Source organism: Kitasatospora sp. NPDC001309 (assembly GCF_042896295.1).
Classification (GTDB): domain Bacteria; phylum Actinomycetota; class Actinomycetes; order Streptomycetales; family Streptomycetaceae; genus Kitasatospora.
The window spans coordinates 114,935-137,144 of record NZ_JBIAXC010000018.1 but is presented as its reverse complement, the minus strand read 5'-3'; the positions used below and the strand labels follow the sequence as shown (position 1 = coordinate 137,144).

The 22,210-nt window shown below is 73.3% G+C and carries 24 protein-coding genes; 7 read left to right on the top strand and 17 right to left on the bottom strand.

Annotated elements, in window-relative coordinates; genetic code table 11:
• Positions 1 to 17 precede the first annotated feature (17 nt).
• Complete coding sequence (locus tag ACFY2K_RS20010) at positions 18 to 203, top strand: DUF397 domain-containing protein (RefSeq protein ID WP_380522554.1); 186 nt, start codon at positions 18 to 20, stop codon at positions 201 to 203.
• Positions 204 to 644: 441 nt separating this feature from the next.
• On the opposite strand, the gene ACFY2K_RS20005 is transcribed toward ACFY2K_RS20010, so the two are convergent.
• The gene (locus ACFY2K_RS20005) at positions 645 to 1,145 is read right to left on the bottom strand and encodes a hypothetical protein (protein ID WP_387712870.1); all 501 of its coding nucleotides are present in this window, start codon (positions 1,143 to 1,145) and stop codon (positions 645 to 647) included.
• Between the two features lie 295 nt (positions 1,146 to 1,440).
• Between ACFY2K_RS20005 and ACFY2K_RS20000 the strand changes: the two genes are divergently transcribed.
• The 3 genes from ACFY2K_RS20000 (at position 1,441) to ACFY2K_RS19990 (ending at position 3,367) form a co-directional block, all read left to right on the top strand.
• Entirely contained in the window at positions 1,441 to 1,866 is a 426-nt protein-coding gene (locus tag ACFY2K_RS20000; protein WP_380522552.1) for a DUF6210 family protein, read from the top strand.
• A gap of 117 nt (positions 1,867 to 1,983) precedes the next feature.
• Positions 1,984 to 2,394, top strand: a complete 411-nt coding sequence (locus ACFY2K_RS19995; protein WP_387712867.1) for a VOC family protein — start codon at positions 1,984 to 1,986, stop codon at positions 2,392 to 2,394.
• A 97-nt stretch (positions 2,395 to 2,491) separates the two neighbouring features.
• On the top strand, positions 2,492 to 3,367 hold the full coding sequence (locus tag ACFY2K_RS19990) for a hypothetical protein (protein ID WP_387712864.1): 876 nt from the start codon (positions 2,492 to 2,494) through the stop codon (positions 3,365 to 3,367).
• Positions 3,368 to 3,380: 13 nt separating this feature from the next.
• Here ACFY2K_RS19990 and ACFY2K_RS19985 read toward each other — a convergent pair whose 3' ends face one another.
• Positions 3,381 to 4,124, bottom strand: a complete 744-nt coding sequence (locus ACFY2K_RS19985) for a DUF6193 family natural product biosynthesis protein (protein WP_387712861.1) — start codon at positions 4,122 to 4,124, stop codon at positions 3,381 to 3,383.
• Positions 4,125 to 4,322: 198 nt separating this feature from the next.
• On the opposite strand from ACFY2K_RS19985, the gene ACFY2K_RS19980 reads away from it, so the two are divergent.
• Positions 4,323 to 4,721, top strand: coding sequence for a hypothetical protein (locus tag ACFY2K_RS19980; protein ID WP_375883174.1), 399 nt, complete (start codon positions 4,323 to 4,325; stop codon positions 4,719 to 4,721).
• An 85-nt stretch (positions 4,722 to 4,806) separates the two neighbouring features.
• Here the strand turns inward: ACFY2K_RS19980 and ACFY2K_RS19975 are convergent, their stop codons facing one another.
• The 13 genes from ACFY2K_RS19975 to ACFY2K_RS19915 form a co-directional block, all read right to left on the bottom strand.
• Positions 4,807 to 5,238: a hypothetical protein gene (locus tag ACFY2K_RS19975; protein WP_387712858.1), complete on the bottom strand. Its 432-nt coding sequence runs from the start codon at positions 5,236 to 5,238 to the stop codon at positions 4,807 to 4,809.
• Positions 5,239 to 5,275: 37 nt separating this feature from the next.
• Positions 5,276 to 5,890, bottom strand: coding sequence for a hypothetical protein (locus ACFY2K_RS19970; RefSeq protein WP_380522547.1), 615 nt, complete (start codon positions 5,888 to 5,890; stop codon positions 5,276 to 5,278).
• A 105-nt stretch (positions 5,891 to 5,995) separates the two neighbouring features.
• A complete protein-coding gene (locus tag ACFY2K_RS19965; RefSeq protein ID WP_387712855.1) occupies positions 5,996 to 6,355 on the bottom strand; it encodes a hypothetical protein in 360 nt (119 codons plus the stop codon).
• A 150-nt stretch (positions 6,356 to 6,505) separates the two neighbouring features.
• Positions 6,506 to 7,273, bottom strand: a complete 768-nt coding sequence (locus ACFY2K_RS19960) for an ABC transporter permease (RefSeq protein WP_375883164.1) — start codon at positions 7,271 to 7,273, stop codon at positions 6,506 to 6,508.
• The gene (locus ACFY2K_RS19955; RefSeq protein WP_380593148.1) at positions 7,270 to 8,241 is read right to left on the bottom strand and encodes an ATP-binding cassette domain-containing protein; all 972 of its coding nucleotides are present in this window, start codon (positions 8,239 to 8,241) and stop codon (positions 7,270 to 7,272) included. Before ACFY2K_RS19955 ends, ACFY2K_RS19960 begins: the two co-directional genes overlap by 4 nt.
• On the bottom strand, positions 8,241 to 9,080 hold the full coding sequence (locus ACFY2K_RS19950; RefSeq protein ID WP_375883159.1) for a DUF4097 domain-containing protein: 840 nt from the start codon (positions 9,078 to 9,080) through the stop codon (positions 8,241 to 8,243). Before ACFY2K_RS19950 ends, ACFY2K_RS19955 begins: the two co-directional genes overlap by 1 nt.
• Before the next feature lie 112 nt (positions 9,081 to 9,192).
• A complete protein-coding gene (locus ACFY2K_RS19945; protein ID WP_380593149.1) occupies positions 9,193 to 9,825 on the bottom strand; it encodes a toxin-antitoxin system HicB family antitoxin in 633 nt (210 codons plus the stop codon).
• A gap of 197 nt (positions 9,826 to 10,022) precedes the next feature.
• The gene (locus ACFY2K_RS19940; protein WP_380522580.1) at positions 10,023 to 11,087 is read right to left on the bottom strand and encodes an adenosine deaminase; all 1,065 of its coding nucleotides are present in this window, start codon (positions 11,085 to 11,087) and stop codon (positions 10,023 to 10,025) included.
• Between the two features lie 94 nt (positions 11,088 to 11,181).
• A complete protein-coding gene (locus ACFY2K_RS19935) occupies positions 11,182 to 12,477 on the bottom strand; it encodes a DUF445 domain-containing protein (protein ID WP_380522543.1) in 1,296 nt (431 codons plus the stop codon).
• A gap of 248 nt (positions 12,478 to 12,725) precedes the next feature.
• Complete coding sequence (locus ACFY2K_RS19930) at positions 12,726 to 13,775, bottom strand: glycosyltransferase family 2 protein (RefSeq protein ID WP_387712851.1); 1,050 nt, start codon at positions 13,773 to 13,775, stop codon at positions 12,726 to 12,728.
• A gap of 182 nt (positions 13,776 to 13,957) precedes the next feature.
• Positions 13,958 to 14,917 (bottom strand): ATP-binding cassette domain-containing protein, encoded by a 960-nt coding sequence (locus ACFY2K_RS19925; RefSeq protein ID WP_380398325.1) that lies wholly within the window; start codon positions 14,915 to 14,917, stop codon positions 13,958 to 13,960.
• A gap of 24 nt (positions 14,918 to 14,941) precedes the next feature.
• Positions 14,942 to 15,769: an ABC transporter permease gene (locus ACFY2K_RS19920; RefSeq protein WP_380522541.1), complete on the bottom strand. Its 828-nt coding sequence runs from the start codon at positions 15,767 to 15,769 to the stop codon at positions 14,942 to 14,944.
• Positions 15,762 to 16,613, bottom strand: coding sequence for an ABC transporter permease (locus ACFY2K_RS19915; protein ID WP_380522540.1), 852 nt, complete (start codon positions 16,611 to 16,613; stop codon positions 15,762 to 15,764). The genes ACFY2K_RS19920 and ACFY2K_RS19915 overlap by 8 nt, the downstream gene beginning before the upstream one ends.
• Positions 16,614 to 16,894: 281 nt before the next feature.
• Here ACFY2K_RS19915 and ACFY2K_RS19910 point away from each other — a divergent pair, with 281 nt between their 5' ends.
• Positions 16,895 to 19,207, top strand: a complete 2,313-nt coding sequence (locus ACFY2K_RS19910; protein WP_380522539.1) for a transglycosylase domain-containing protein — start codon at positions 16,895 to 16,897, stop codon at positions 19,205 to 19,207.
• Between the two features lie 55 nt (positions 19,208 to 19,262).
• Here the strand turns inward: ACFY2K_RS19910 and ACFY2K_RS19905 are convergent, their stop codons facing one another.
• A complete protein-coding gene (locus tag ACFY2K_RS19905) occupies positions 19,263 to 20,432 on the bottom strand; it encodes a winged helix DNA-binding domain-containing protein (RefSeq protein ID WP_380644583.1) in 1,170 nt (389 codons plus the stop codon).
• A 9-nt stretch (positions 20,433 to 20,441) separates the two neighbouring features.
• Positions 20,442 to 21,344 carry a LysR family transcriptional regulator gene (locus ACFY2K_RS19900; RefSeq protein ID WP_380522538.1) on the bottom strand — a complete coding sequence of 301 codons (903 nt, stop codon included), beginning with the start codon at positions 21,342 to 21,344 and terminating at the stop codon, positions 20,442 to 20,444.
• Between the two features lie 137 nt (positions 21,345 to 21,481).
• Here ACFY2K_RS19900 and ACFY2K_RS19895 point away from each other — a divergent pair, with 137 nt between their 5' ends.
• The gene (locus ACFY2K_RS19895; protein WP_380593153.1) at positions 21,482 to 22,201 is read left to right on the top strand and encodes an SDR family oxidoreductase; all 720 of its coding nucleotides are present in this window, start codon (positions 21,482 to 21,484) and stop codon (positions 22,199 to 22,201) included.
• Positions 22,202 to 22,210 lie beyond the last annotated feature (9 nt).

Genomic DNA, 22,210 nt, shown 5'->3' with positions numbered 1-22,210 from the left:
CAGAGGAGACACAGCCCATGGAGAACCGCTCCTGGATTCGGCCCGCCGCATGCGCCAATGCGAACGCCTGCCCAGAGGTAGCCGTCACCCCCGACGCCGTCTACGTCCGCAGCAGCCTGCTCCCCGACGCCATCGCCCAGCTCACCCCCGCTGAGTGGCGCGACCTCGTCGCCGCCATCCGCAACGGGGAGTTCGACGCCTGACCCCCAACCCAACCGGACCGCCCGGGCCCGTTTTGGATCATGCACTCTGAGCTGCTAACGTTCTTCTCGTCGCAAGGAACACAGTTCCTCGTCAGGCGTCAGTGGTACTACCAGAGTACGTCCTACTTTCAGTAGGAAGAGTCCGTGCAATCCGGGCCTGGCGCTCCACAGTCGGACGGCCCGGCACCTCTCACAGGTGCCGGGCCGTCCGCATTCCCGGGCAACGACTGCCGCCCACTCCTCGATTCGGACCATGGGCGTTGAGCTGCTAATGTTCATCTCGTCGCGAGGGACATGAAACCTCGTCAGGCGTCAGTGGTACTACCAGAGTACGTCCTACTTTCAGTAGGAAGAGTCCGTGCAATCCGGGCCTGGCGCTCCACGGTCGAACGGCCCGGCACCTCTCACAGGTGCCGGGCCGTTCGCGTTGCCGCCGGCGGCTCAGGCTGCGCTGGCATCCCACAACTGACGCGGGTTGCCGTCGTAGAACCCCTGGAACACGGGGTTGCCGGTCGGGGTGGACTCGATGACCTTCTCCGGATCCTGCTGCAGGGCGATCACGTGCTTGTCACCCACCATGGGAAGCACCCACCACTGGGTCGGAACGTACTTGTTGCACGTCACCACGGCGATCGGGTCGCCGAAGTTCTCAGGCGCCTGGAGGCACTGGCCGACCCGCGCCTTGCTCTCGATCTGGAGACCACCCTGGCTGCCGAAGCGCAGGATCCAGGCCTGGTAGTCCGTGCCGTTGGGCGCCCATGAGACGGCGCTGCCGCCGGTGCTGTTGGCGTCCAGCGCGCCGCCCGTGTCCTCGTTGAAGAAGCGGACGTTCTCCGAGCCCTGACGGGCGGAACTGGCCGAGGCAGGCGCGGCGCCGGCCAGCGCGCCCGTGGCGACCAGGGCGGCGACAGCAACGGTGGTGGCCTTCTTGACGGTGAACAAGGAGCTCTCCCTCTGCGGTGTATCCACGGAATCCCACGACCGGGTGTTCGGTCACGACGGCGAGGCAATCAGCCGCCCCGAGGGCCCGCAAGGGCGGTTGATCCAAGTGGAGTCCGCATGCGAATCGAATTGCCCCGAACCGCCGCAGGCACACGGAGCCGTTCGCGTCACCGGAGCCCGCCCGCCGCCGACCGGCCCGCGACCACCTGGGCACTTACCGCACGTTCCTCCGGTTTCTCATCATCCGGACGATCCACCCTCGACCGCCCGCCGCCCGTCGAGCAGACTGCTTGTCATGGACTTACACCGATTCGTGTTCCTCGACCCGGACGGCACAGCGGGCCGCTGGCTGTACGTGGTCGTCGCCGCCCCCACCGGAGTCCACTACCAGCAGCAGTACGGCGGCACCTCCTGCCACCAAGGCGAACTACAGGGCTTCCTGGTCCCGGTGACCGGCCCCGACGGCCTCACCGCACTCCGAACACTCTTCGAGCGGGACTTCCGCGGTGCCGGAACCCAGCACCGCCCCTGGTCCGACGGCGAACTCGACCGGCTCCGGGACGCCCTGCGCGGCATCACCTACTGGGCCTGCGACGGGGACGCCGAGGAACCGCACGAACTGCGGCTCGACGAGGACCGGTTGGCCGAGACCGACGAAGCCTGGGTGCCCGTGCTCACCCCGGACGGCCCCGGCGTCCTGGTCTGGCCCAACTCGGACTGAGGACCGGCCGGACCTGGACCCGCCGGACTAGGACCGGCGCCCGATGGCACCCGCCCCCGGGATCCCTAGGCTCGCTGCTGTCCCCGCCCCTCCCCCACCCGCCCAGGAGCCAGAACCGTGCCGGCCGACGCCACCGCCCACGTCCGCATCGCCCGCCCCTCCCGCGACCTCGCCGCCGCCGAGCACTTCTGGGCCGCCGGCCTCGGCCTGGACGTCCTGTACCGGCACACCACCGACGGCACCCCCGACGAGCACTCGCTCCTCATGGTCGGCTGGCCCGGCGCCGCCTGGCACCTGGAACTCGTCCGCGACCCCGCGGCCCCCGTCGAACCGCGTCCGACCGCCGACGACCTGCTGGTCGTCTACCTCGGCCGGCCGGTCGACGAGGAACTGATCGAGCGGCTCGAACAGCACGGCGGCAAGCGCGTCCCCGCGCACAACCCGTACTGGGACGCCTGGGGCGTCACCGTCCAGGACCCGGACGGCTACCTCCTGGTGCTCTCCACCCGCTCCTGGTCCAACACGTAGCCACCGCACCGGCCCCACCCGGCGAGCCCACCCACCACGCGGGCTCGGCGCCCGACCGGGATTCGGGAATGTCGTACCGGAGCGGCACAATCGGCGCATGCCCGAAACCTTCACCGACCTGGGAACTTTCACCGACCTGGGAACCGTCACCGCACCGTCCGGCCTGCTGGTGCTCGGCATGGCCGGCTGGATCGACTTCTGGCCGGAGACCGGCGCGCCCCTCGGCGAACGTGCCCGCGCGGCGACCGCCACCGCGAGCGGCGCCCACCTCCGGGACGGGGACTGCGAGGCCTTCGCCGTCCGGGCCGCCGCCGACCGGCCGCTGCGGGTCCGGGCCACCACCTCGCCGTCACCGTTCGACGAGGAACCGAGCATCGCCACCCTGGAGATCGAACTCGGCCTCCCCTGGCCCGCCGACGCCGACCCGGCCGTCCCGATCCCGCTCGGCGACCTGCCCGTCGACCGCTGCGGCACGGTGATCGGCGACGCCACCACCCTGGAGGCGTGGACGGGACTGGACGGCGAATCCGTCGACGGCCTCGCCGACGTCACCTACTGGGGCCGCCACGAGGACGACGCCCACGCCCACTTCGGCGGCGAACGGATCTTCTGGCACGGCGTCGACGGCCCGCACGGCTGGCTCGACCTCCCGCTCGCCGAGGCCACCGCCCGCGCCGCCGAACTCACCACCTGGCGCGGCGGCCTCCCCGGCACCGGCGTCGCCGTCGGCCTCGACCCGCACACCGACCACTACCTGGCCGAGCGGGCCGGCTGGGACCACCCGCTGCGCGTCGGTGCGGTCGAGGTCGGCGGCTGCGCCGTACTCGGCATCGGCTGGGACCAAGGCGACCACGCGGTCCGGCACCACGGCGAACGCGGCTGGGGCCAGGTCTACCCGGTCACCCTCGAAGCCGCCCCGGGCGGCGGCACGGTGCTGCGCTGGTCCATCCCGCCGTACGAGGAAGAAGACTGACGAGCGGCGGCCGTCAGGCGTCCTCGTCGCTGCCGAGCACGGCCGGCCCGAGGTCGGCCGGCAGGTGGGCGACGGCCAGCGCGACGGCCTCCGCCGCCGTCCCGGCCTCGGCGACCACGCCGCCGTGCGGGAACCGCCGCACCTGGTACGAGCGGCCGTCGTCCGCGGGAACGATCGCGATCACCGGTTCGGACGGGAAGCCGGTCCGGCCCGCGAGGAGCAGCCTCCCGTGGCTGACGGCCGGGGACAACTGCCGGAGCCTCGGCTCCGCACCGGCCGCTGCGACCAGCAGGCCGAACTCCGTGGACTCCGCTTCCCTCAGGGCCCGTTCCCTGACCCAGCGCCATTGCAGCCCGACCACGGCGGCAACCCCGTGCTCATCGGTCTCGGCGAGCTCCGAGGAGGAGAGGAACGGGAACCGCTCGCGCAGCTCCGCGAGGCTCCGGCCGCTCCCCCAGGCCACGGCGGCCCGGACGACGTCCCGGAGTTCGGCCGTCCACCCCGTGATCAGCTCGGCGCCCAGGCTCCGGCCGGAGACGCCGAAGCTACGCCTCGCGGCGGACAGGTGGACCTGCAGCGGCCGGCGCGCGGGCCCCGAGGGCACCGCGCCCGCCGGGGGCGCGATGCCCGCCGAGGCCGCGTCGCCCCAGGTCCCCGGCACCAGGGTGATGTCCACGGCCAGTTCGGCGGCGGCCGATTCCAGTGCGGCGGCGAGGCTCCCGGCTGCGGCCACGTCCGGGTAGAGATCAGGATTCACCCACCCAGTCTGACGATACGAGTTCCCCGGAGCCAGAAAACGTCCTGATCCGATCACTTCCGAACGAACCGTACGGAATCGGGTTTTCCGCTCTCGGACGCCGGGGTAGTGCGGAGACGTTCGCACTCCGACGATCCCCCGGGACCGGAACGGAGGCGAATCCTCGGAGTTCTCGGAATTCTCCCGGAAGGAATCCACATGAACAGGCTCGTCCGCAACGCCCTCGTCACCGTCGTCGCCGCCGGCGCTCTCACCGCCGCCGTCGCACCCGTCGCCATGGCCGCCGACCAGACCCGGACGGCCGGCACCGCCCAGGCCCGGCTCGCCAACCCGAAGACGGTCAAGGCCGCCGCCTACAACCAGGCCCGCAGCACCCTCGCCCAGGCGGGCAGCCAGACGGCCGCCAAGTCCCACCCGGCCCACGGCACCAAGGACGTCCCGGTCTCCTACGGCACCAGCCTGCTCGCCGCCGCCCGCGACGAGTTCCGCGCCGCCGACAAGAACCTCCCGGCCGGCCAGAAGAAGTCCGACATGTCGATCCCGCACTACAACGCCATCCACAGCGCGGCCGACACCATGGGCATCACCGTCTGGTGACGGACCCGGCCAGACCCCCCGGCCAGACGACCGGCCAGACGACCGGCCAGACCCCCGGCAACTCCTCGGCGCGGGCCCGGATCTCCTACGGACGACGGAGAGCCGGGCCCGTGCCGAGGAACGCCTGGCGCAGCGGCGCAGCGGTGACGAACACGAACAGCCCGAACAGCGTCATCGCCGGCAGCCCGACCATGCCCTGGAGGTAGGCGAGCGGACGGCGCAGGACGTCGTCCCAGTTCGCCCACCAGTTGGCCGTCAGGTCGGCCGCCATGACCCCCGCCCCGAGCCACACCCCCGTCGGCCGCGCCCGGGCGACCAGCACGGCGGCCAAGGGGTCGAGCACCAGCAGCGCGTGGAACAGCACCTGGCTCGGCACCGGCCACCACGCGTAGGCGTGCAGCCCCCCGCTCCCGACCTGGTACGCGTGCACCGCCGCCCCCTCGGCGAACCCCGCCGCCCACACCGCCGCCACCCAGCGCGGCCGTACTCCCCGTCCCCCACGGATCCCCTGCGTCACCACGCCAGCCTAGGCGGGCGGTTGATCGGCCTCGGGTTCAGGATCCGGCTCCGACCGGCGCCGGCTTGGGGAGCACCCGGGGCTCGCCCAGACTGCCGTCGGGCAGGACCTCGAAGACGGTGAGGGAGGTGCGGCCGGTGACGGTGATCCGGTCCGGCCCGGACCAGTCGACGCGGATGAACTCGCCGTCCCGGGTGTCCCAGGTACCGATGCTCCAGTGGCGGGTGGACCAGCCGGTGCCGGCCTCCAACTCCACCTGGTAGACCGGGTCGATGGAGAAGCCGGAGACGTTGGTGACGCTCAGGATCCGGTCCGGGCGGCTCGGGCTGACGAAACGGTCCTCCCGGCCTCCGTCACCACTGAACACGTAGGACAGGAACAGCACCGGCACCCCGGCGACGACGAGCGGGGCCAGCAGGGCAGCGCAGCCGATCTGCGAGAACCAGGTGCGGAACTCCAGCTCGACCACCAGCGAGACCACGATCAGCACCACCGCCGATCCGATCAGCAGGACCGGCCGGTTGAGCCAGTGCTCGACCACCACCAACCCGCCCGAACGGGAGGCGTGCCAGCCCGGCAGGTACACCAGCAACGCCGCGAGTGCCAGACCTCTGAGCACCCACGCGACCTGCTTGCGGCGCCTCGCCGTCATCCGTCCCCCCGGGCGGTCTTTTGCCGAGCTTTGCGCGGACTTTACTACAAGGGGCCGTTGTTGATCAGGGGTCGCCGTCAGCAGGGCGCCGCCGGCAGGTCACCGTCAGCGGGGCGTCACCGTCGGGCGGCCCGGGTCGGCGGCGAGGAGGACTTCGTCACCCTGGAGGAGATCGGCACCCCGCGCGACTTCGCCGCCGAGGGCTTCGAACCCCGCGACAGCGATCTGGACGAACCCGGCGCGGGCCCCGCTGCTCGCCCCGACCCGGGACCCGGCACCGAGCACCGCGGAGACCACGAGCAGCACCACGGCCGCACCGAGCAGCGGCACCGGACGGTCGAGCAGGCGCTCGACCTCCACCAGGCCCCCCGAGCGGGAGGCGTACCGGCCCGCCGCGTAGGCCAGGAGCGCGGCCAGGGCGCCGACCCGGAGCCCCTGGACGGCCCGCCTGCGACGTACGGTCATCTCCCGCCCCCCTGCGCCGGTTTGCCGAACTTTGGCGCGGACCCTACTACAGGGGCCCGGCGGTGGAGCGGGGCCCGGAACGCCACGGCGGCCCGGGTGGCGGGTGTCCCCGCCTCCCGGACCGTCCGACGGCTACCGGCCGTACCCCCGTCACCGCCGGTAGAAGACGCTCCGCGACCAGAAGTAGCCGAGCAGCGTCAGCCCGGTGCACCAGGCGAGGGCGATCCAGCCGCTGTTGCCGATGCCGGTGCCCATCAGCAGACCGCGCAGGGTCTCGATGATCGGCGTGAAGGGCTGGTACTCGGCGAACCACCGCAGCACGGTCGGCATCGAGTCCGGCGGCACGATCGCACTGCCGATGAAGGGCAGGAAGGTCAGCGGCAGCGGCGTGTTGCTCGCGCTCTCCGGCGTCTTGGAGACCAGCCCGATCCCCGCCGATATCCAGGTCAGCGTCAGGGTCACGAACAGCAGCAGGCCCGCTGCCGCCAGCCACTCCAGCGGCCCGGCGCTCGACCGGAACCCCATGGCGAAGGCCGCGCCGGTCACCACCACGAGCGCGACCACCGTCTGGATCACGCTCCCGACCACGTGCCCGGTCAGGAACGCCGAGCGCGAGATCGCCATCGTCCGGAACCGGTTGACGATCCCCTCGGTCATGTCGACGCAGACGCCGACCGCCGTGGCGACCGCCCCCGACGTCGCCGTCATCAGGACGATCCCCGGCGTCACGTAGTCGATGTAGCTCCCGCCCCCGATGCCGGCCCCCAACGCGCCTCCGAAGGCGTAGTTGAAGAGCAGCAGCATCATCACCGGCATCACCACGACGGAGAAGGTCATCGCCGGGTACCGCTGCGCGCGCTTGAGGTTGCGCCTCAGCATGGTCAGCGAGTCGCTGACCACGTACGTCGCCGTGCTCATCGTGCACCCTCTCCGGTGAGTTGCAGGAAGACGTCGTCCAGGTCGGCCGTCTCCACGACCAGCGACTCGGCCGGCACGGAGGCGTTGTCGAGCGCGTCCAGCACCGCCCGCACGGTGAGCACGGAGTTGTCCCCCGGGATGTCCAGCCGCAGGGCCTCCGCGTCGGCGGTGGCGTAGTCGAACAGCGCCGCGGCGGCGGCGAGTCGGTCGGTGTCCGAGAACTGGAGCCGGATCCGCCCGCCGGGGACGATCCGCTTCAACTCCTCGGCCGTGCCCTCGGCGACGATCCGGCCGTCGTCCAGGACGGCGATCCGGTCGGCGAGTTGGTCGGCCTCGTCCAGGTACTGGGTGGTGAGGAAGATCGTCACCCCGTGGTCGGCGACCAGGCCCCGGATGATCTCCCACATGGTGCGCCGACTGCGCGGGTCCAGCCCGGTGGTGGGCTCGTCCAGGAAGATCACCTCGGGGTCGCCGACCAGGGTCATCGCCAGGTCGAGCTTGCGCCGCATGCCGCCGGAGAAGGTGGCGACCGGCCGGCGCGCGGCTTCGTCGAGCTCGAAGCGCCGCAGCAGTCCCTCGGCTCGCCTCCGCCCCTCCCGACGGCGGAGGTGGTTGAGGTCGGCCATCAGCATCAGGTTCTCCTCGGCGGTGAGGAGGTTGTCCACCGCCGAGAACTGGCCGGTGACCCCGATCGCCTTCCGCACCCCGTCGGCCTGGCGGGCCACGTCGTGCCCGGCCACCCGGACCGTGCCGCCGTCGGCGGGGATCAGGGTGGAGAGGATCTCCACGGTGGTGGTCTTGCCCGCGCCGTTCGGCCCGAGCAGGGCGAAGACGCTGCCCGCCGGGATGGACAGGTCGACGCCCCTGAGCACCGCCTTGTCCCCGTAGTTCTTGGTCAGGCCGGTCACCGAGATCGCCGCGGTGCTCGCGACCGGGGCCGTCGCCGGGTTCGCCGTCGTCGCCGCCATCAGGCCCTCCGGATGAGGATGCTGCCGATCTGGGTGGTGCCGCGGACCTCGACCGTCTCCCGGGCCTCGCCCGGACCGGTGGCCGTGTCGAGGGCGTTGCGGACGGCACCGAACTTGCTGTGCACGTCGAGCCAGGCCGCCGTGCCCTCCGCGATGCCGACCTCGATGTCCCCGACGCCGACCTGGAGGCCGACCTTGCCCCGGACGACCTGGCCGACCCGGATGTGGCCGTTCGCGGTCTTGGCCTCGACGTCCCCCTCGGCGAGGCCGATGTGGATCCGGCCGTTGGAGGCGTTCGCCGCCAGCTCGCCGCGCACCTCGTCGATCTCGGTGTCGCCGTGGCTGTTCTTGACCGTCAGCCGGCCCCCGACGGAGCCGACCTCGATCCGGCCCGAGCCCGTCACCTCGGCGTCCCCGGTGACGGTGCCGACCCGGATGTCGCCGATGTCGGTCTTGAGCCGCGCGCCGGCGGCCCGGTCGAGCTGGATCCGGCCCATGGAGGTCTTGATCCGGCAGTCGCCGAGCGGGCCCTCGGTGACGAAGTCCGCCATCGGGGAGTCGGCGTGCACCTCGGAGCCGGCGGGCAGCTCGACGGTGAGGTCGATCGAGCCCTTCTTGCTGGAGAACACGGTGCGCTGCTTGGGGCCCTTGACGGTGAGCCGGCCGCCGGAGAAGTCGACCTGGGTCAGCTCGGCGGCCTTGACGTCCGCGTCCCTGGCGGCGCTGGTGGGCCGGACCTCGACGACGGTGTCGGTGCGCTTGCTGGCCCGGATCCACACCGAGCCGATCTCGAACTCAAGGGAGACGGAGATCTGTCCGTCGGTCTCGTACGTGGGCATGGCTGTGCCGTCCTCTTGACTCGTGTGAGTGTTCCCGCTGGTCGGTGCGGGGGTGACGTTGCAGGGGCGGTGGGTCTGGCGGGGCCGGCAGGACCGGCGGTGCTGCGGGGCGCTAGTGGACCCAGCCGGTGAAGCCCTGGCCTCCGACGCCGCGGACGGCGCGGGACCCGAGCTCGGCGGCCGGGCGGGCGGCCCGGGCACCGCCGTCGACCGCTCCGGCGACGGCCCGGACCAGCCAGGCGTTGAGCGAGAGGCCCTCCTGCCCGGCGGCCTCCTCCGCCCTGGCCTTGAGGTGGGCGGGCAGGCGCAGGTTGATCCGGGCGGTACCGCTGTCGTCCGACTCCGGCGTCACGGACGGGGGCACCGGCAGCGCGGGTGGCACTATCGGTGGCACCACGGGCGGCGCCACCGGTGGCGCCACGGGCGGCAGCGCGCCCGACGCCGCGGGCGACAGCACGCTCGGCATCGCGGGCGGCACGTCGCCGTGGAAGCCGGCGGAACCGGGCGGCGCCGTCACCACGAACTCGGGGTCGAGGCCGCGCAGTCGCACGTCCACCGAGCCCGGGGCGAGGTCACGGGTGACTTCGCCCATGGCGGCGGAGAGGGCGTTGAGCAGGGTGAGCCGCACGGCCGACTCCAGCGGGAGCGTCAGCCGGTCGGCCAGCGCCCGCGCTTCGTCCCCACCGGTGGCGGCGGCCACCGCGAGCTCGTTCCGGAGGTTTTCGACGTACGGCGTGAGGTCCATGGCTAGAGCATGGCACAGCCGTGGTGCCATGTCGAGGCGTTTTTGGCACCACTTTGGCGCCACACCCGGTGCCACCTCCGGCCACGCCCGGCGCCACCCTCGGCACCATGTCCGTCGCCACCTCCGGCGCCGCACCTGCGGCACCACGCGAACCGCCCCGCCGACGACGTCGACGGGGCGGTTGACCTGCGGGAACGTCAGCGCTGCTGCTGCCAGCCCGCCAGGTAGGAGTCGATCTCGCCGGCCAGCCGCGCCTTGCCCGCCTGCTCCAGGAAGGAGGCCTCGACCGCGTTGCGGGCCAGCGCCGCCACCCCGGTCTCGTCCAGCCCCAGCAGCCGCGCCGCCACCGCGTACTCGGTGTTGAGGTCGGTGCCGAACATCGGCGGGTCGTCGCTGTTGACGGTGACCAGCAGCCCGGCGTCCACCATCCGCTTGATCGGGTGGTCCTCGATCCGCTCCACCGCCCGGGTGGCGATGTTGGAGGTCGGGCAGACCTCCAGCGGGATGCGGTGCTCGCCCAGGTGGTCGACCAGCGCCGGGTCCTTCACCGCCTGGGTGCCGTGCCCGATGCGCTCGGCGCCGAGCTCGCGGATGGCGTCCCAGACCGTCTCCGGCCCGGTGGTCTCACCGGCGTGCGGGACGGAGCGCAGCCCGGCCGCCCGGGCCCGGTCGAAGTACGGCTTGAACTGGGGCCGCGGCACGCCGATCTCCGGGCCGCCCAGGCCGAAGCTGACCAGGCCCTCGGGGGCCAGGTCGGTGGCCAGCCGGGCGGTGATCTCGGCGGCCTCCAGGCCGGCCTCGCCCGGGATGTCGAAGCACCAGCGCAGCACCACGCCGAGGTCCTTCTCGGCGCGCAGCCGGGCGTCCTCGATCGCCTCCATGAAGGCCACGTCGGGGATGCCGCGCTTGACCGAGGAGTACGGCGTGAGGGTCAGCTCGGCGTAGCGGATGTTCTGCCGGGCCATGTCCTCGGCCACGCCGTAGGTGAGCGCCCGGACGTCCTCGGCGTCGCGGACGAGGTCCACCACGCTCAGGTAGACGTCGATGAAGTGCGCGAAGTCGGTGAAGGTGAAGTACTCGGCGAGCGCCGCCGGGTCCGTCGGCACCTTCGACTGCCCGGCGTAGCGGGAGGCCAGGTCCGCGACGATCCGCGGCGAGGCCGAGCCGACGTGGTGGACGTGCAGTTCCGCCTTGGGCATCCCGGCGATGAACGCCTCGATGCTCCGGTCGCCCGGCCCGGTCCTGCTGGGGTTGGGGCCGATCCGACTTCCGTCCGGCTGGACCACGGTGGTTCCCTCTTCTCTGCTTCTACGCGCGTACCGACTGGTGCTGGCAAGGATAGGCCCGGGCCCGGGATCACCCGCCGAGGGCCACCGCCACGGTGTGGATCAGCAGCCCGGCCAGGGCGCCCACCACCGTGCCGTTGATCCGGATGAACTGAAGGTCCCGCCCGACGTTGGCCTCGATCTTGCGCGAGGCCTCGTCGGCGTCCCAGCCCGCCACCGTCTCGGAGATCAGCGAGGTGATCTCGGTCCGGTAGGTGTCGACCAGGTACTGGGCGGCGTCCTGCAGCCAGCCGTCGACCTTGGCCTGGAGCTTGGCGTCGGTGGCCAGGCGCTCGCCGAAGCGGCGCACGCCGTCGCGGATGCGCCGGCGCAGTTCGCTGTCCTCGTCCTCGGCCGCCCCCATCACCAGGGTGCGCACGGCCGCCCAGGTGGAGTTGATCAGGTCCTGCACCTCGGGGCGCGCGAGCAGCTCGCCCTTGGCGCGCTCGACCCGGGCGATGGTCTCCGGGTCGTTCTGCAGCTCGGTGGCGAAGTCGGCGAGGAAGTTGTCGATCGCGCCGCGGGCCGGGTGCTCGGGGTCGTCCCGGATGTCGGTGACGAAGCGCAGCAGCTCCTTGTAGACCCGCTCGCCGACCTGGTGGTCGAGGAACTTCGGGGTCCAGCCCGGGGTCTTCTGGGTGACCTTGCGGACCACGTCCTCGTGGTTGTCGGTCAGCCAGCCGTGCGCCCGGACGGCGACCAGGTCCACCACCCCGTGGTGGCCGCCGTCCGCGACCACCTTGCCCAGCATCCGGCCCATCGGCTCGGCCACCGAGGTCGCGGCGGCCCGCCTGGTCACCGCCTCGGCGACCACCGCCCGCACGTCGTCGTCGCGCAGCACCGCGAGCAGCCCGCGCAGCGCCGCCGAGGCCTCCTTGGTGACCCGCTCGGCGCTCCCCGGTGCGGCCAGCCACTCCCCCAGCCGGCGGCCGACGCCGAGCGCGGCCAGCCGGCCGCGCACCACGTGGCCGGCCAGGAAGTTGTCGCCGACGAACTCGCCGAGCGAGCGCCCGAAGGCGTCCTTCTTGGTCGGGATGATCGCGGTGTGCGGGATCGGCAGGCCGAAGGGGCGGCGGAACAGCGCCGTCACGGCGAACCAGTCGGCCAGCGCGCCGACCATGCCGGCCTCGGCGGCGGCCGCCACGTACCCGGCCCAGGGGCCGGCACCGGCCGCCTTCGCCCAGGTCGCCAGGGCGAAGACCAGGGTCGCGAAGGCCAGCAGGCCGGTCGCGATGGTCTTCATCCGGCGGACGCCGTGTCTCTTCTGCTCGTCGGCCGCGGTGAACCGGACCCCGGGGCCGGTCCCGCTGAAGGCTTCGTCACTCACCCCGCCAGTCTGCCCGCTGACCGGCGCGGACGGGGGCGTGCCCCGCGATCACACGCCCCCGGAACCGAAGCGCACCAGGGCCGGGCCGCCTCCGACCCGCCGCACGCCCCGCCCAGCACGCCCCCGAACCGCTCACGCCCCGCCCCGCACGCCCCCGAACCGGCCGCCTCCAGCGGCCACGCAGACGTCCGGACCGCCGACGTCCGAACCGCGATCGTCCAGGCCCACGTCCAGGCCCGCATCGGGGCTCACCCCCGCCCTCCGTTCACCGAGTTGGCGAGCCGACGCCACACCGGGTGGCGCCGCAGCCCGCGCCGCAGCTGCTCCGGGACGACGCCGCGCCACAGCTGCTGGGCGAGGTTGAGCGGCGGGACGTCCACCGGCAGCGGCTCCTCGCCCAGCAGGAACAGCCCGTCGGGCAGGCCGAGCCGGGCGTCCCGGAACGCCGGGTACCCCGCGTAGCGCCGCCGGCCGACCGCCACCACCGGCGGGTCGCCGTGCGCGGCCTCGTAGCGGATCTGGTCGCGCAGTGCCCCCGGCCGTACGGCGGCGGCGAGTTCGAGCCGCAGCCGGGCGGTGACCGGCAGCCGGTCGTACACCGCGCGGGCCCCGAAGCACTCGATCATCCGGCCGACCTCGGCGCACACCCGCCGTTGCAGCCCGTCGTCCAGCAACAGGAAGCCGTCCTGGAGCAGCCGGGGCACGTCCCAGGCGAAGCTGCGCACCCGAATGGCGTCCAACTCCTCCCCGGGATCGGCGAGTTCGGCGGCCACCTGCTGGAGGGCGGTGATCCCGCGCAGCCGGTCGAGCACCGAGGCCCGCTCGGTGGCGTTGCCCCGGTCCTCGCGCAGCACCAGGACGTAGTGGTCGTAGTCGGCGGGGACGGAGACCCGGACGGCCCGCAGGCAGGCCTCCAGGGTGAACGGCCGGTCCGAGAGGACCACGTCCGAGCCCCAGGCGTCGGCGGCCGCGACCAGCCGCTCCAGCGCCTCCTCGCCGAGCCGGTCGTCGGCGCCGAGGAAGAGCACGTACCGCCCCCGGGCCAGGTCCGCGCCGCGGTCGGTGGGGCCCGCCGGGCCACCCGGGTCGGGCTGGTGGACCACCCGGAACACCCCGGGGTGCCGGGCCGCGTACTCGTCCAACAGCACCTCGCCGCCGTCCGTGGAGCCGTCGTCGACGACCACCACCTCCAGCCGCCCCGGCTCCAGGGACTGCCCGACCAGCGAGTCCAGGCACGCGGCGAGGTACGGCACGGTGTCGTGGACCGCGACCACCACGGTCACGTCGGGTACGGTCATCGGGCGGCGGGCCTCCGGGGCAGCGGCGGTTCGCCGGCGCGCTGACCGGCGGCGATGCACGGTCCAACTCGGCCGCCCGCCGGGGAGTCACCTGCCCTCCCCGGACGGGTGACGCGCACCGAACGCCCGCCCGAACCGTCGACCCCCGAACGGCCACCGCCCCGGCCCGGGCCGCCCCGCCCTCAGCCGATCGCCACCTCCGCGTACATCCGCGCGATCACGTCCTCGATGGCCGGCTCCCGCACCGAGAGGTCCACCAGTGGGTACCGCGCCGCGACCGCCGCCACGATCGGCGCCGCGCTCTCCTGCGCCGGGAAGGCCAGCCACTGGCGCGGCCCCTCGATCTTCACCACCCGCGCCCCGGCCACCTCGATCGCCGGCCGGGCCTCGGCCAGGTCGACCACCAGGGTCCGCTCGCTGCGCCCGGCGGCGTGCAGCCCGTCCAGCCCGCCGTCGTGGACGACCCGGCCGTGGTCGATCACCATCACCCGGCCGCAGAGCTGCTCGATGTCGGTGAGGTCGTGGGTGGTGAGCAGCACGGTGGTGCCGCGGTCCCGGTTGACCTCGCGCAGGAACTCCCGCACCCGGCCCTTGCTGACCACGTCCAGGCCGATGGTCGGCTCGTCCAGGTAGAGCACCCGGGGGTCGTGCAGCAGGGCCGCCGCGAGGTCGCCGCGCATCCGCTGGCCGAGCGAGAGCTGCCGTACGGGGGTGTCCAACAGGCCGCCCAGGTCGAGGAGTTCGACGCAGCGGCCGAGGTTCTCGCGGTACCGCGGGTCGGGGATCCGGTAGATCCGGCGGGCGAGTTCGAAGGAGTCGCGCAGCGGGAGGTCCCACCACAGGGTGGTGCGCTGCCCGAAGACGACGCCGATCCGGCGGGCCAGCGTGACCCGTTCGCGGGCCGGGTCGACCCCGGCGACGCGCAGCCGGCCGGAGCTGGGGACGAGGATGCCGGTGAGCATCTTGATGGTGGTCGACTTCCCGGCGCCGTTGGGCCCGATGTAGCCGACGCACTCGCCGGCCTCGACGGTGAAGCTGAGGCCGTCGACCGCGCGCACCTCGCGCTTGACCCGGCTGAACCGGCCGGTGCGGGCCCGCACGGTGAAGGTGCGGTGGACGTCCTGGAGTTCGATCAGTGCCACGGGGGGTCCTTTCGGTACGGGGGGTCAGCTGCCGGTGCCGCGGTAGGCGCGCAGTCCGGCCCGCCAGGCCAGCCCGGCGGCGGCGACGCAGAGCGCGGCGGCGACCGGGGAGGCGTACTGGAAGGCGGTGGGCAGCCCGAGCGGGTCGGGCCGGTCGAGGATGCGCAAAGTGGGCAGCCAGTTGACGAAGGCCAGCGGGACGCCGAAGACCGCCCCGGCCACCAGTTCCTTGGCGAAGACCGTCGGCGGGTAGTGCAGCAGGGTCGCGCCGCCGTAGGTGAAGGAGTTCTGGATCTCCTTGGACTCGCCCCACCAGAACTGGACGGTGGCGCCGCCGACGTAGATCGCGCCGAAGATGACGCTGCCGCACACCAGCAGGACGGGCACCAGCAGCACCCGGTCCCAGGTCCAGTGCACGTCCAGGGCGGTCAGGGACCAGCCGAGCACGATCACGGCCTGGAGCGGGCGGCCGAGCCGGCGCAGGGTGAACCGCTCGGCGCACAGCTGGGAGAGCGCCGGCGCGGGGCGGACCAGCATGGTGTCCAGCGAACCGTTCATGATCCGTACGCCGAGGCCGTCGGCCGAGCCGACCAGCAGGTTGGCGATGCCGAGCGAGAAGGTCGCGGTGGCGTAGAGGAAGGCGATCTCCGGCAGGCGCCAGCCGCCGAGCTGGTCGGTGTGCCGGAACATGATCACCAGCACGACGAAGTCGAGCGAGTGGGTGACCAGGCTGGCCAGCAGGTTGAGCAGGAAGGAGGCCCGGTAGGCCATCATCGAGCGCATCCACATCCGGGCGCAGATCCACCAGGAGCGGACCGCCCAGGACGTCCGGGCGAGGAACGGCTCAGCCACCCTGCACCACCACCCGGCGGGTCGCCAGCCACTGCGCGCCCCGGCCCGCGGCCAGCAGCACGGCCGCCCAGCCGAGCTGGAAGCCGAGCGCCCGGAGCAGCCCGGTGCCGCCCGCCCGCTCCAGGAAGACGTCGGTCGGCACCTTGACCAGGGCCGCCCAGGGCAGCACCCGGGCCAGGTCGCCGAGCCAGCCGGGGAAGAGCACGATCGGCAGCAGCATCCCGGAGAAGAACATCGAGACCACCAGGCTCACCGCGCGCACCCCCTCCGAGTCGTGCAGCCAGAAGCCGGTGATCGAGACCAGGAACCGCACGCCGAAGCTGACCAGCAGCGCGAGCAGCACCGAGAGCAGGAAGAACACCCAGGTCAGCGGCCGCTCGGGCATCCGGGTGCGGAACACCAGGGCACCGAACAGCATCGGCACGGTGCCGCGGACCAGCGCCTGGAAGCCGGCCCGGCCGAGGTCGGTGGCCAGCCACCAGCCCTGGAAGTCGACCGGACGGTAGAGGTCGACGGCGATGTCCCCGCTGCGGAAGCGGTCCTGGATCTCGTCCTGGAAGCCCCCGCCCCAGACCGCGACGGTGACCAGCAGGCCCTGGCTGACCCAGATGTAGGTGACGGCCTGGCCCTGGTCGTAGCCGCCGAGGTTGGGGCGGGCCTGCCAGAGGGCGAGGAAGGAGGAGGCCAGGATGACCCCGAAGACGGTGTTGGTGAAGGTCCCGGCCAGGGTGGCGGCCCGGTAGGTGGAGTAGCGGCGGAAGGCGCCGCGGGCGACGGCGGCGTACAGCCCGAGGGCGGTGCCGGTATCGGGAGGCCTCGCCTCCGCGGTGGAAGCTCCGTGCATATTGTCTCCTTATCGACATTTGCAGGCGCAGACGGGCGCCGCGCGACGTCGGCGCACACCCCAGCGGCCCCGACCGACCACCCCCGGGGGTACCGGGCCGGACGTGCGGAGCTGACGAAGTGGACGCGCTATGCGATTTGCACCTTTCACCGTACCGCCGGCCCCCACGGCCCGCACCCGGATTTCCGACGCACCCCGGGGCGCGCGCACCGCCACGCGCAACCACGCAGTTCAGGCCCCCGCCGCCGCTGAACCCACGTCAAATAGCAGATAATCCCGCCATGACGTTGAGCACCCGCCGCCAGGCCAAACGGGCCGCCCGCCGCGAAGCCCGCCGCGCCCTCCCCCTCTGGCGCCGGCTCCTGCCCACCTGGCGGATCACCCTCGGCACCCTCACCGCGCTGCTGCTGCTCGCCGTCGGCGCCTTCGCCGTGCTCTACGTCATCGTCCCGGTGCCCGACCCCAACGCCCACGCCACCGCCCAGAACAACATCTACCTCTACGCCGACGGCACCACCGAGATCGCCCGCACCGGAGCCGTCAACCGCACCGACGTCACCATCGAGCAGATCCCCCTGCCGACCCAGCAGGCCGTCGTCTCCGCCGAGGACCGCACCTTCTACCAGAACCGCGGCATCGACCTGAGGGGCATGGCCCGGGCCGGCTGGAACACCCTGCTCGGCAAGGGCATGCAGGGCGGCTCCACCATCACCCAGCAGTACGTCAAGAACTACTACCTGACCCAGGACCAGACCTTCGAACGCAAGGGCCGCGAGCTCTTCATCGCCCTCAAGGTCGACCAGCAGCGCAGCAAGAACGAGATCCTCGCCGGCTACCTCAACAGCAGCTACTTCGGCCGCGGCGCCTACGGCATCCAGAGCGCCGCCCACGCCTACTACGGCGTCGACGTCTCCCAACTCACCCTCGGCCAGGGCGCCTACCTCGCCTCCCTGCTCCAGGCCCCCAGCCTCTACGACGTCCGGACCGCCACCCCCGCCAACCGCGAGAAGGCCCTCGCCCGCTGGAACTACGCCCTCGACGGCATGGTCCAACTCGGCTTCCTCACCAGCGCCGACCGCACCGCCACCACCTTCCCCGAACCCATCGACCCCCAGCCCGCCACCGGCCTCGCCGGCCAGGCCGGCTACCTGGTCGGCGTCGCCGACGACTACCTCATCTCCTCCGGCACCATCGACGCCGCCACCCTCAAGGCCGGCGGCTGGCGGATCACCACCACCTTCGACAAGCCCCGCCAGGACGCCTTCGTCAAGGCCGTCCAGTCCGAACTCACCAGTGAACTCGACCCCAAGGCCCGCCCCGCCACCGACACCGACGTCCGGGTCGCCGGCGCCTCCGTCGAGCCCGCCACCGGCCGCGTCGTCGCCGTCTACGGCGGCCCCGACTACGCCAAGCAGCCCTTCAACGACGCCCTGCGCCAGGACAACCAGATCGGCTCCACCTTCAAACCGGTCGACCTCGCCGCCGGCCTGATCGCCCAGCACTCCGTCGACGGCCGCCCGATCACCACCGAGACCCGCTACGACGGCACCAGCGAACGCCCCGTCACCGGCGGCCCCACCCCGTACGCCCCGCCCAACGAGGACGACGTCGACTACGGCAACATCACCCTGCGCTACGCCATGGTCAAGTCCGTCAACTCCGTCTACGCCCAGGAGGGCGTCGACGCCGGACTCGGCCGCGTCCGGGACACCGCCGTCAAACTCGGCATCCCCGACAGCGTCCGCGGCATGGACCCGGCCAACACCTCGATGACCCTCGGCACCGCCACCCCCAGCGCCCTCGACCTGGCCGGCGCCTACGCCACCCTCGCCAACCACGGCCAGGCGCACACCCCCTGGTCCGTCCAGAAACTCGAACGGGTCAACCCCGGCGGCGCCATCGACGTCCCCAAGATGCCCGACCACAAGGCCACCGACGCCGTCGGCCGCACCGTCGCCGACTCCGTCACCGACGTCCTGCGCGACGTCGTCAGCCCCCGCGGCACCGGCGCCGCCGCCCTCGACCTGGGCCGCCCCGCCGCCGGCAAGACCGGCACCACCGACGCCAACCTCTCCGCCTGGTTCGCCGGCTACACCCCCGAACTCACCACCACCGTCGGCCTGTTCCGCGAGAACCCGAAGACCCACGCCAAGGAGCCGCTGGCCGGCACCGCGGGCCTCACCCGGGTCAACGGCGGTGCCTTCCCCACCCGGATCTGGACCGACTACATGACCGCCGCCCTGAACGGCACCCCCACCCAGCAGTTCGACCTGCAGACCGGCCGCGGCGACCAGGGGCCCGACACCTGGACCCCCACCGCCGTGCCCAGCACCAGCACCTCCCCCACCAGCACCCCCAGCACCGCCCCCACCGGCGCGCCCGCACCCACCGCCCCCAGCCACGCCCCCAGCGCCCCCGCCGCCACCGAGCAGCCCGGCCCCGACGCCCCCAGCCCGCAGAACCCCCAGCCCACCCCCAGCCAGGAACAGCCCACCCCCAGCACCCGGCCCACCCCGACCCGGCCCGCCCGCCCCAGCAACCCGCCCACCGCCACCACCGGGCCCACCGGAACGGCCACCGCCCCGGCCCAGTGAGCGACCGGGCGACGCCGCGCCCCGCCCCCCGCCAGGGCCCGTCCTCAACCTCCCGCTACGCCACCAACTCCCGCTCCAGCGGCGTACGGAAGCGCGGCGTCACCCGCACCTCCCCCAGCCACCCCGCCAACCGCCCCGCCTCCGCCGCGACCGCCCGCTCCGCCTCCGCCCCCACGTCCCGGAACAGCCGCCACACCACCTCACCGTCCGCCCGCTGCGCCCAGCCGCCGACCACCTCGCCGCACCACCACACCGTCGGCCCCGCGTTCCCCGCCCGGTCGAACAGCGCCGGCACGTCCCCCGGCCGCAGGTACCAGTCCCGCCCCCGCCACCCCATCACCGCCGGATCCAGCGCCGGCAACAGCGCCGCCCACGGCTCCGGGGCCGCCACCGGCCCCTCGTCCCCCGGCAGCACCACGGCCGCCGCACCGCCCGCCAGCGCCACCGCCCGCGCGTCCACGTCCGCCAGCGCCCGCCGGACGTCCCCCAGCGTCCAGCCCGTCCACCACTTCACGTCCTCGACCGCGGCCGGCCCGTACGCCGCCAGCCAGCGCCGCACCACCTCCGCCTTCGCCTCCCGCACCGGCACGTCCGGCCACTGCGGCACCAGCGCCCACGGATAGCTGCTGCTCAACCAGGACCCGCGCGGACGGCACCGGCGCACGTGCCCGTCCGAGGCCAGCAGCCGCAGCAGCCGACTGCCCACGCTCTGCTTCGCCTCGTACGCCTTGCCCGCCGACATCAGCATCGTCTCCCGCAACTGCGGGACGTCGTCGCCGAGTTCCTTGGTCGTCGCCTCGCCGCGCACGGCCAGCGCGGCCAGCACCGCACGCTCCGCCTCCGCCAGCCGGGCCTCGTCCCAGCCCTCGGCGTGGTCGCGCAGGTGCTTGAGCAGCCCCGCCCGCTCCTTCGCCGCGATCGCCCGCGCCGCCCCCGAACTCACGTACGGGGCCAGGCCCTCCGTCACCGCGAAGATCGTCCGCCGCATCGACAGCAGCTTCACCAGCGAGACGTCCTCGTACAGCGCCCGGTCCACCTCCGCCACCGAGGGCTCCGCCAGCCGCGCGCACGCGGACAGGTACACCGTCGCCGCGTCCGTGGCGTGCAGCCCGACCACCGCGTCCGCCACGTCCTCCACCCGCGCCGCCCGCACCGACGGCGCCAACAACTGCCGCCGCCCCAACCGGGCCCGCCGCTCCACCTCACCGATCACCGGGACGCTCATGCCCGGACCCTAGCGGCTGCCACCGACAGAACCGAGGTGCTCCGCCGCGGACCCGGCCAACTCCGCGAACTCCGCGAGCAGCGGCGACGTCCGCCCCGCCGCCCAGGCCACGCACACCCGGTGCGGCGCAAGGTCCGACACCGGCACGTGCACCACGTCCGCACGGGTGTAGAAGGCGGCCATCGACAACGGCAGCACCACCATCCCCTCCCCCGCCGCCACGTACTCCAGCTTCTCCTCCACCGTGTCCACCCGCGGCCGCGACCGCTCCGGCCGCCGCCCGGACACCCCCGGCAGATCCCGCCACTCCGGCACGAAGTCCGGATCCTGCAGCAGCAGCTCACCACCCAACTCGGCCATCACGACCGACACTTCACCCGCCAACCGGTGCCCCGCCGGCAACACCGCCACCCGCGGCTCGGCGAACAGCGGACGCAGCACCAGACCCTGCCGGTCCACCGGCAACCGCACGCAGGAGACGTCCACCCGGCCGTCCAGCACCATCCTCGCCTGATCGGCCCAGGAGGTCCGCACCACCTCCACCGCCAGCCCCGGATGCCGCCCGCGCAGCCCCCGCACCGCCGCCGTCACCGCCACCCCCGGCATGAACCCCACCACGAACCGCGCCGGACCCTCCCCCGACCCCTCCCCCGACCGCCCCACCCGGCGCCGCAACGCCTCCGCCGCCGCCAGCAACGGCGGCGCGTCCTCCAACAACTGCCGCCCCGCGTCCGTCAGTTCGGTCGACCGCCGGTCACGCCGGAACAACTGCGCACCGAACTCCGCCTCCAACGACCGGATCTGCCGCGACAGCACCGGCTGCGCGATGTGCAACTCCACCGCCGCCCGACCGAAGTGCAACTCCCTTGCCACCGCGACGAAATACCGCAGCTTCCGCAGATCGACGTCCACCGCCACCGCCACCCCGCTCACCACTCCCCGCTGATACCCCGAGGGTATGACAGACGACCGAACAGGTCTTGGACGCCACCACCCCGCCCGGAGCACCATCGACCCAAGCCCCCCACCCCACCACGAAAGGCACCACCATGCCCCTCAAGGAACAGCACGTCGTCGTCCTCGGCGGCACCTCCGGCATCGGCCTCGCCACCGCCGCCCTCGCCGCCGAACGCGGCGCCCGCGTCACCGTCGTCTCCAGCCGGCCCGACAGCGCCCACCGCGCCCTCGCCACCCTGCCCACCGGCACCGCCGCCGAGACCGCCGACCTCACCGACACCCACCAGGTCAGCGCCCTCTTCGACCGCCTCGGCCCGCTCGACCACCTGGTCTACACCGCAGGCGACCCGCTCGCCCTGATGACCGTCGACGCCATGGACCTCGACGCCGCCCGCGCCCTCTTCACCCTGCGCTACTTCGGCGCCCTCGACGCCGTCCGCGCCGCCACCCCGCAGCTGCGCCCCGGCGGCTCGATCACCCTCACCTCCGGCACCGCCGGCCTGCGCCCGGTGCCGGGCTGGAGCGTCCCCGCGAGCATCTGCGGCGCGGTCGAAGCCCTCGTCCGGGCGCTGGCCGTGGAACTCGCCCCGATCCGGGTCAACGCCGTCCGGGCCGGGATGATCCGCACCCCGCTCTGGTCCGGCCTCCCCGAGACCGACCGCGAGCAGCTGTACGCCCGGACCGCCGCCGCCCTCCCCCTCCGCCGGATCGGCGACCCCGAGGACACCGCCGAGGCCTACGCGTACCTGATGGAACAGCGCTTCGCCACCGGCACCGTCCTCACCGTCGACGGCGGCGGCCTGCTCGCGTAGGGCACCCGG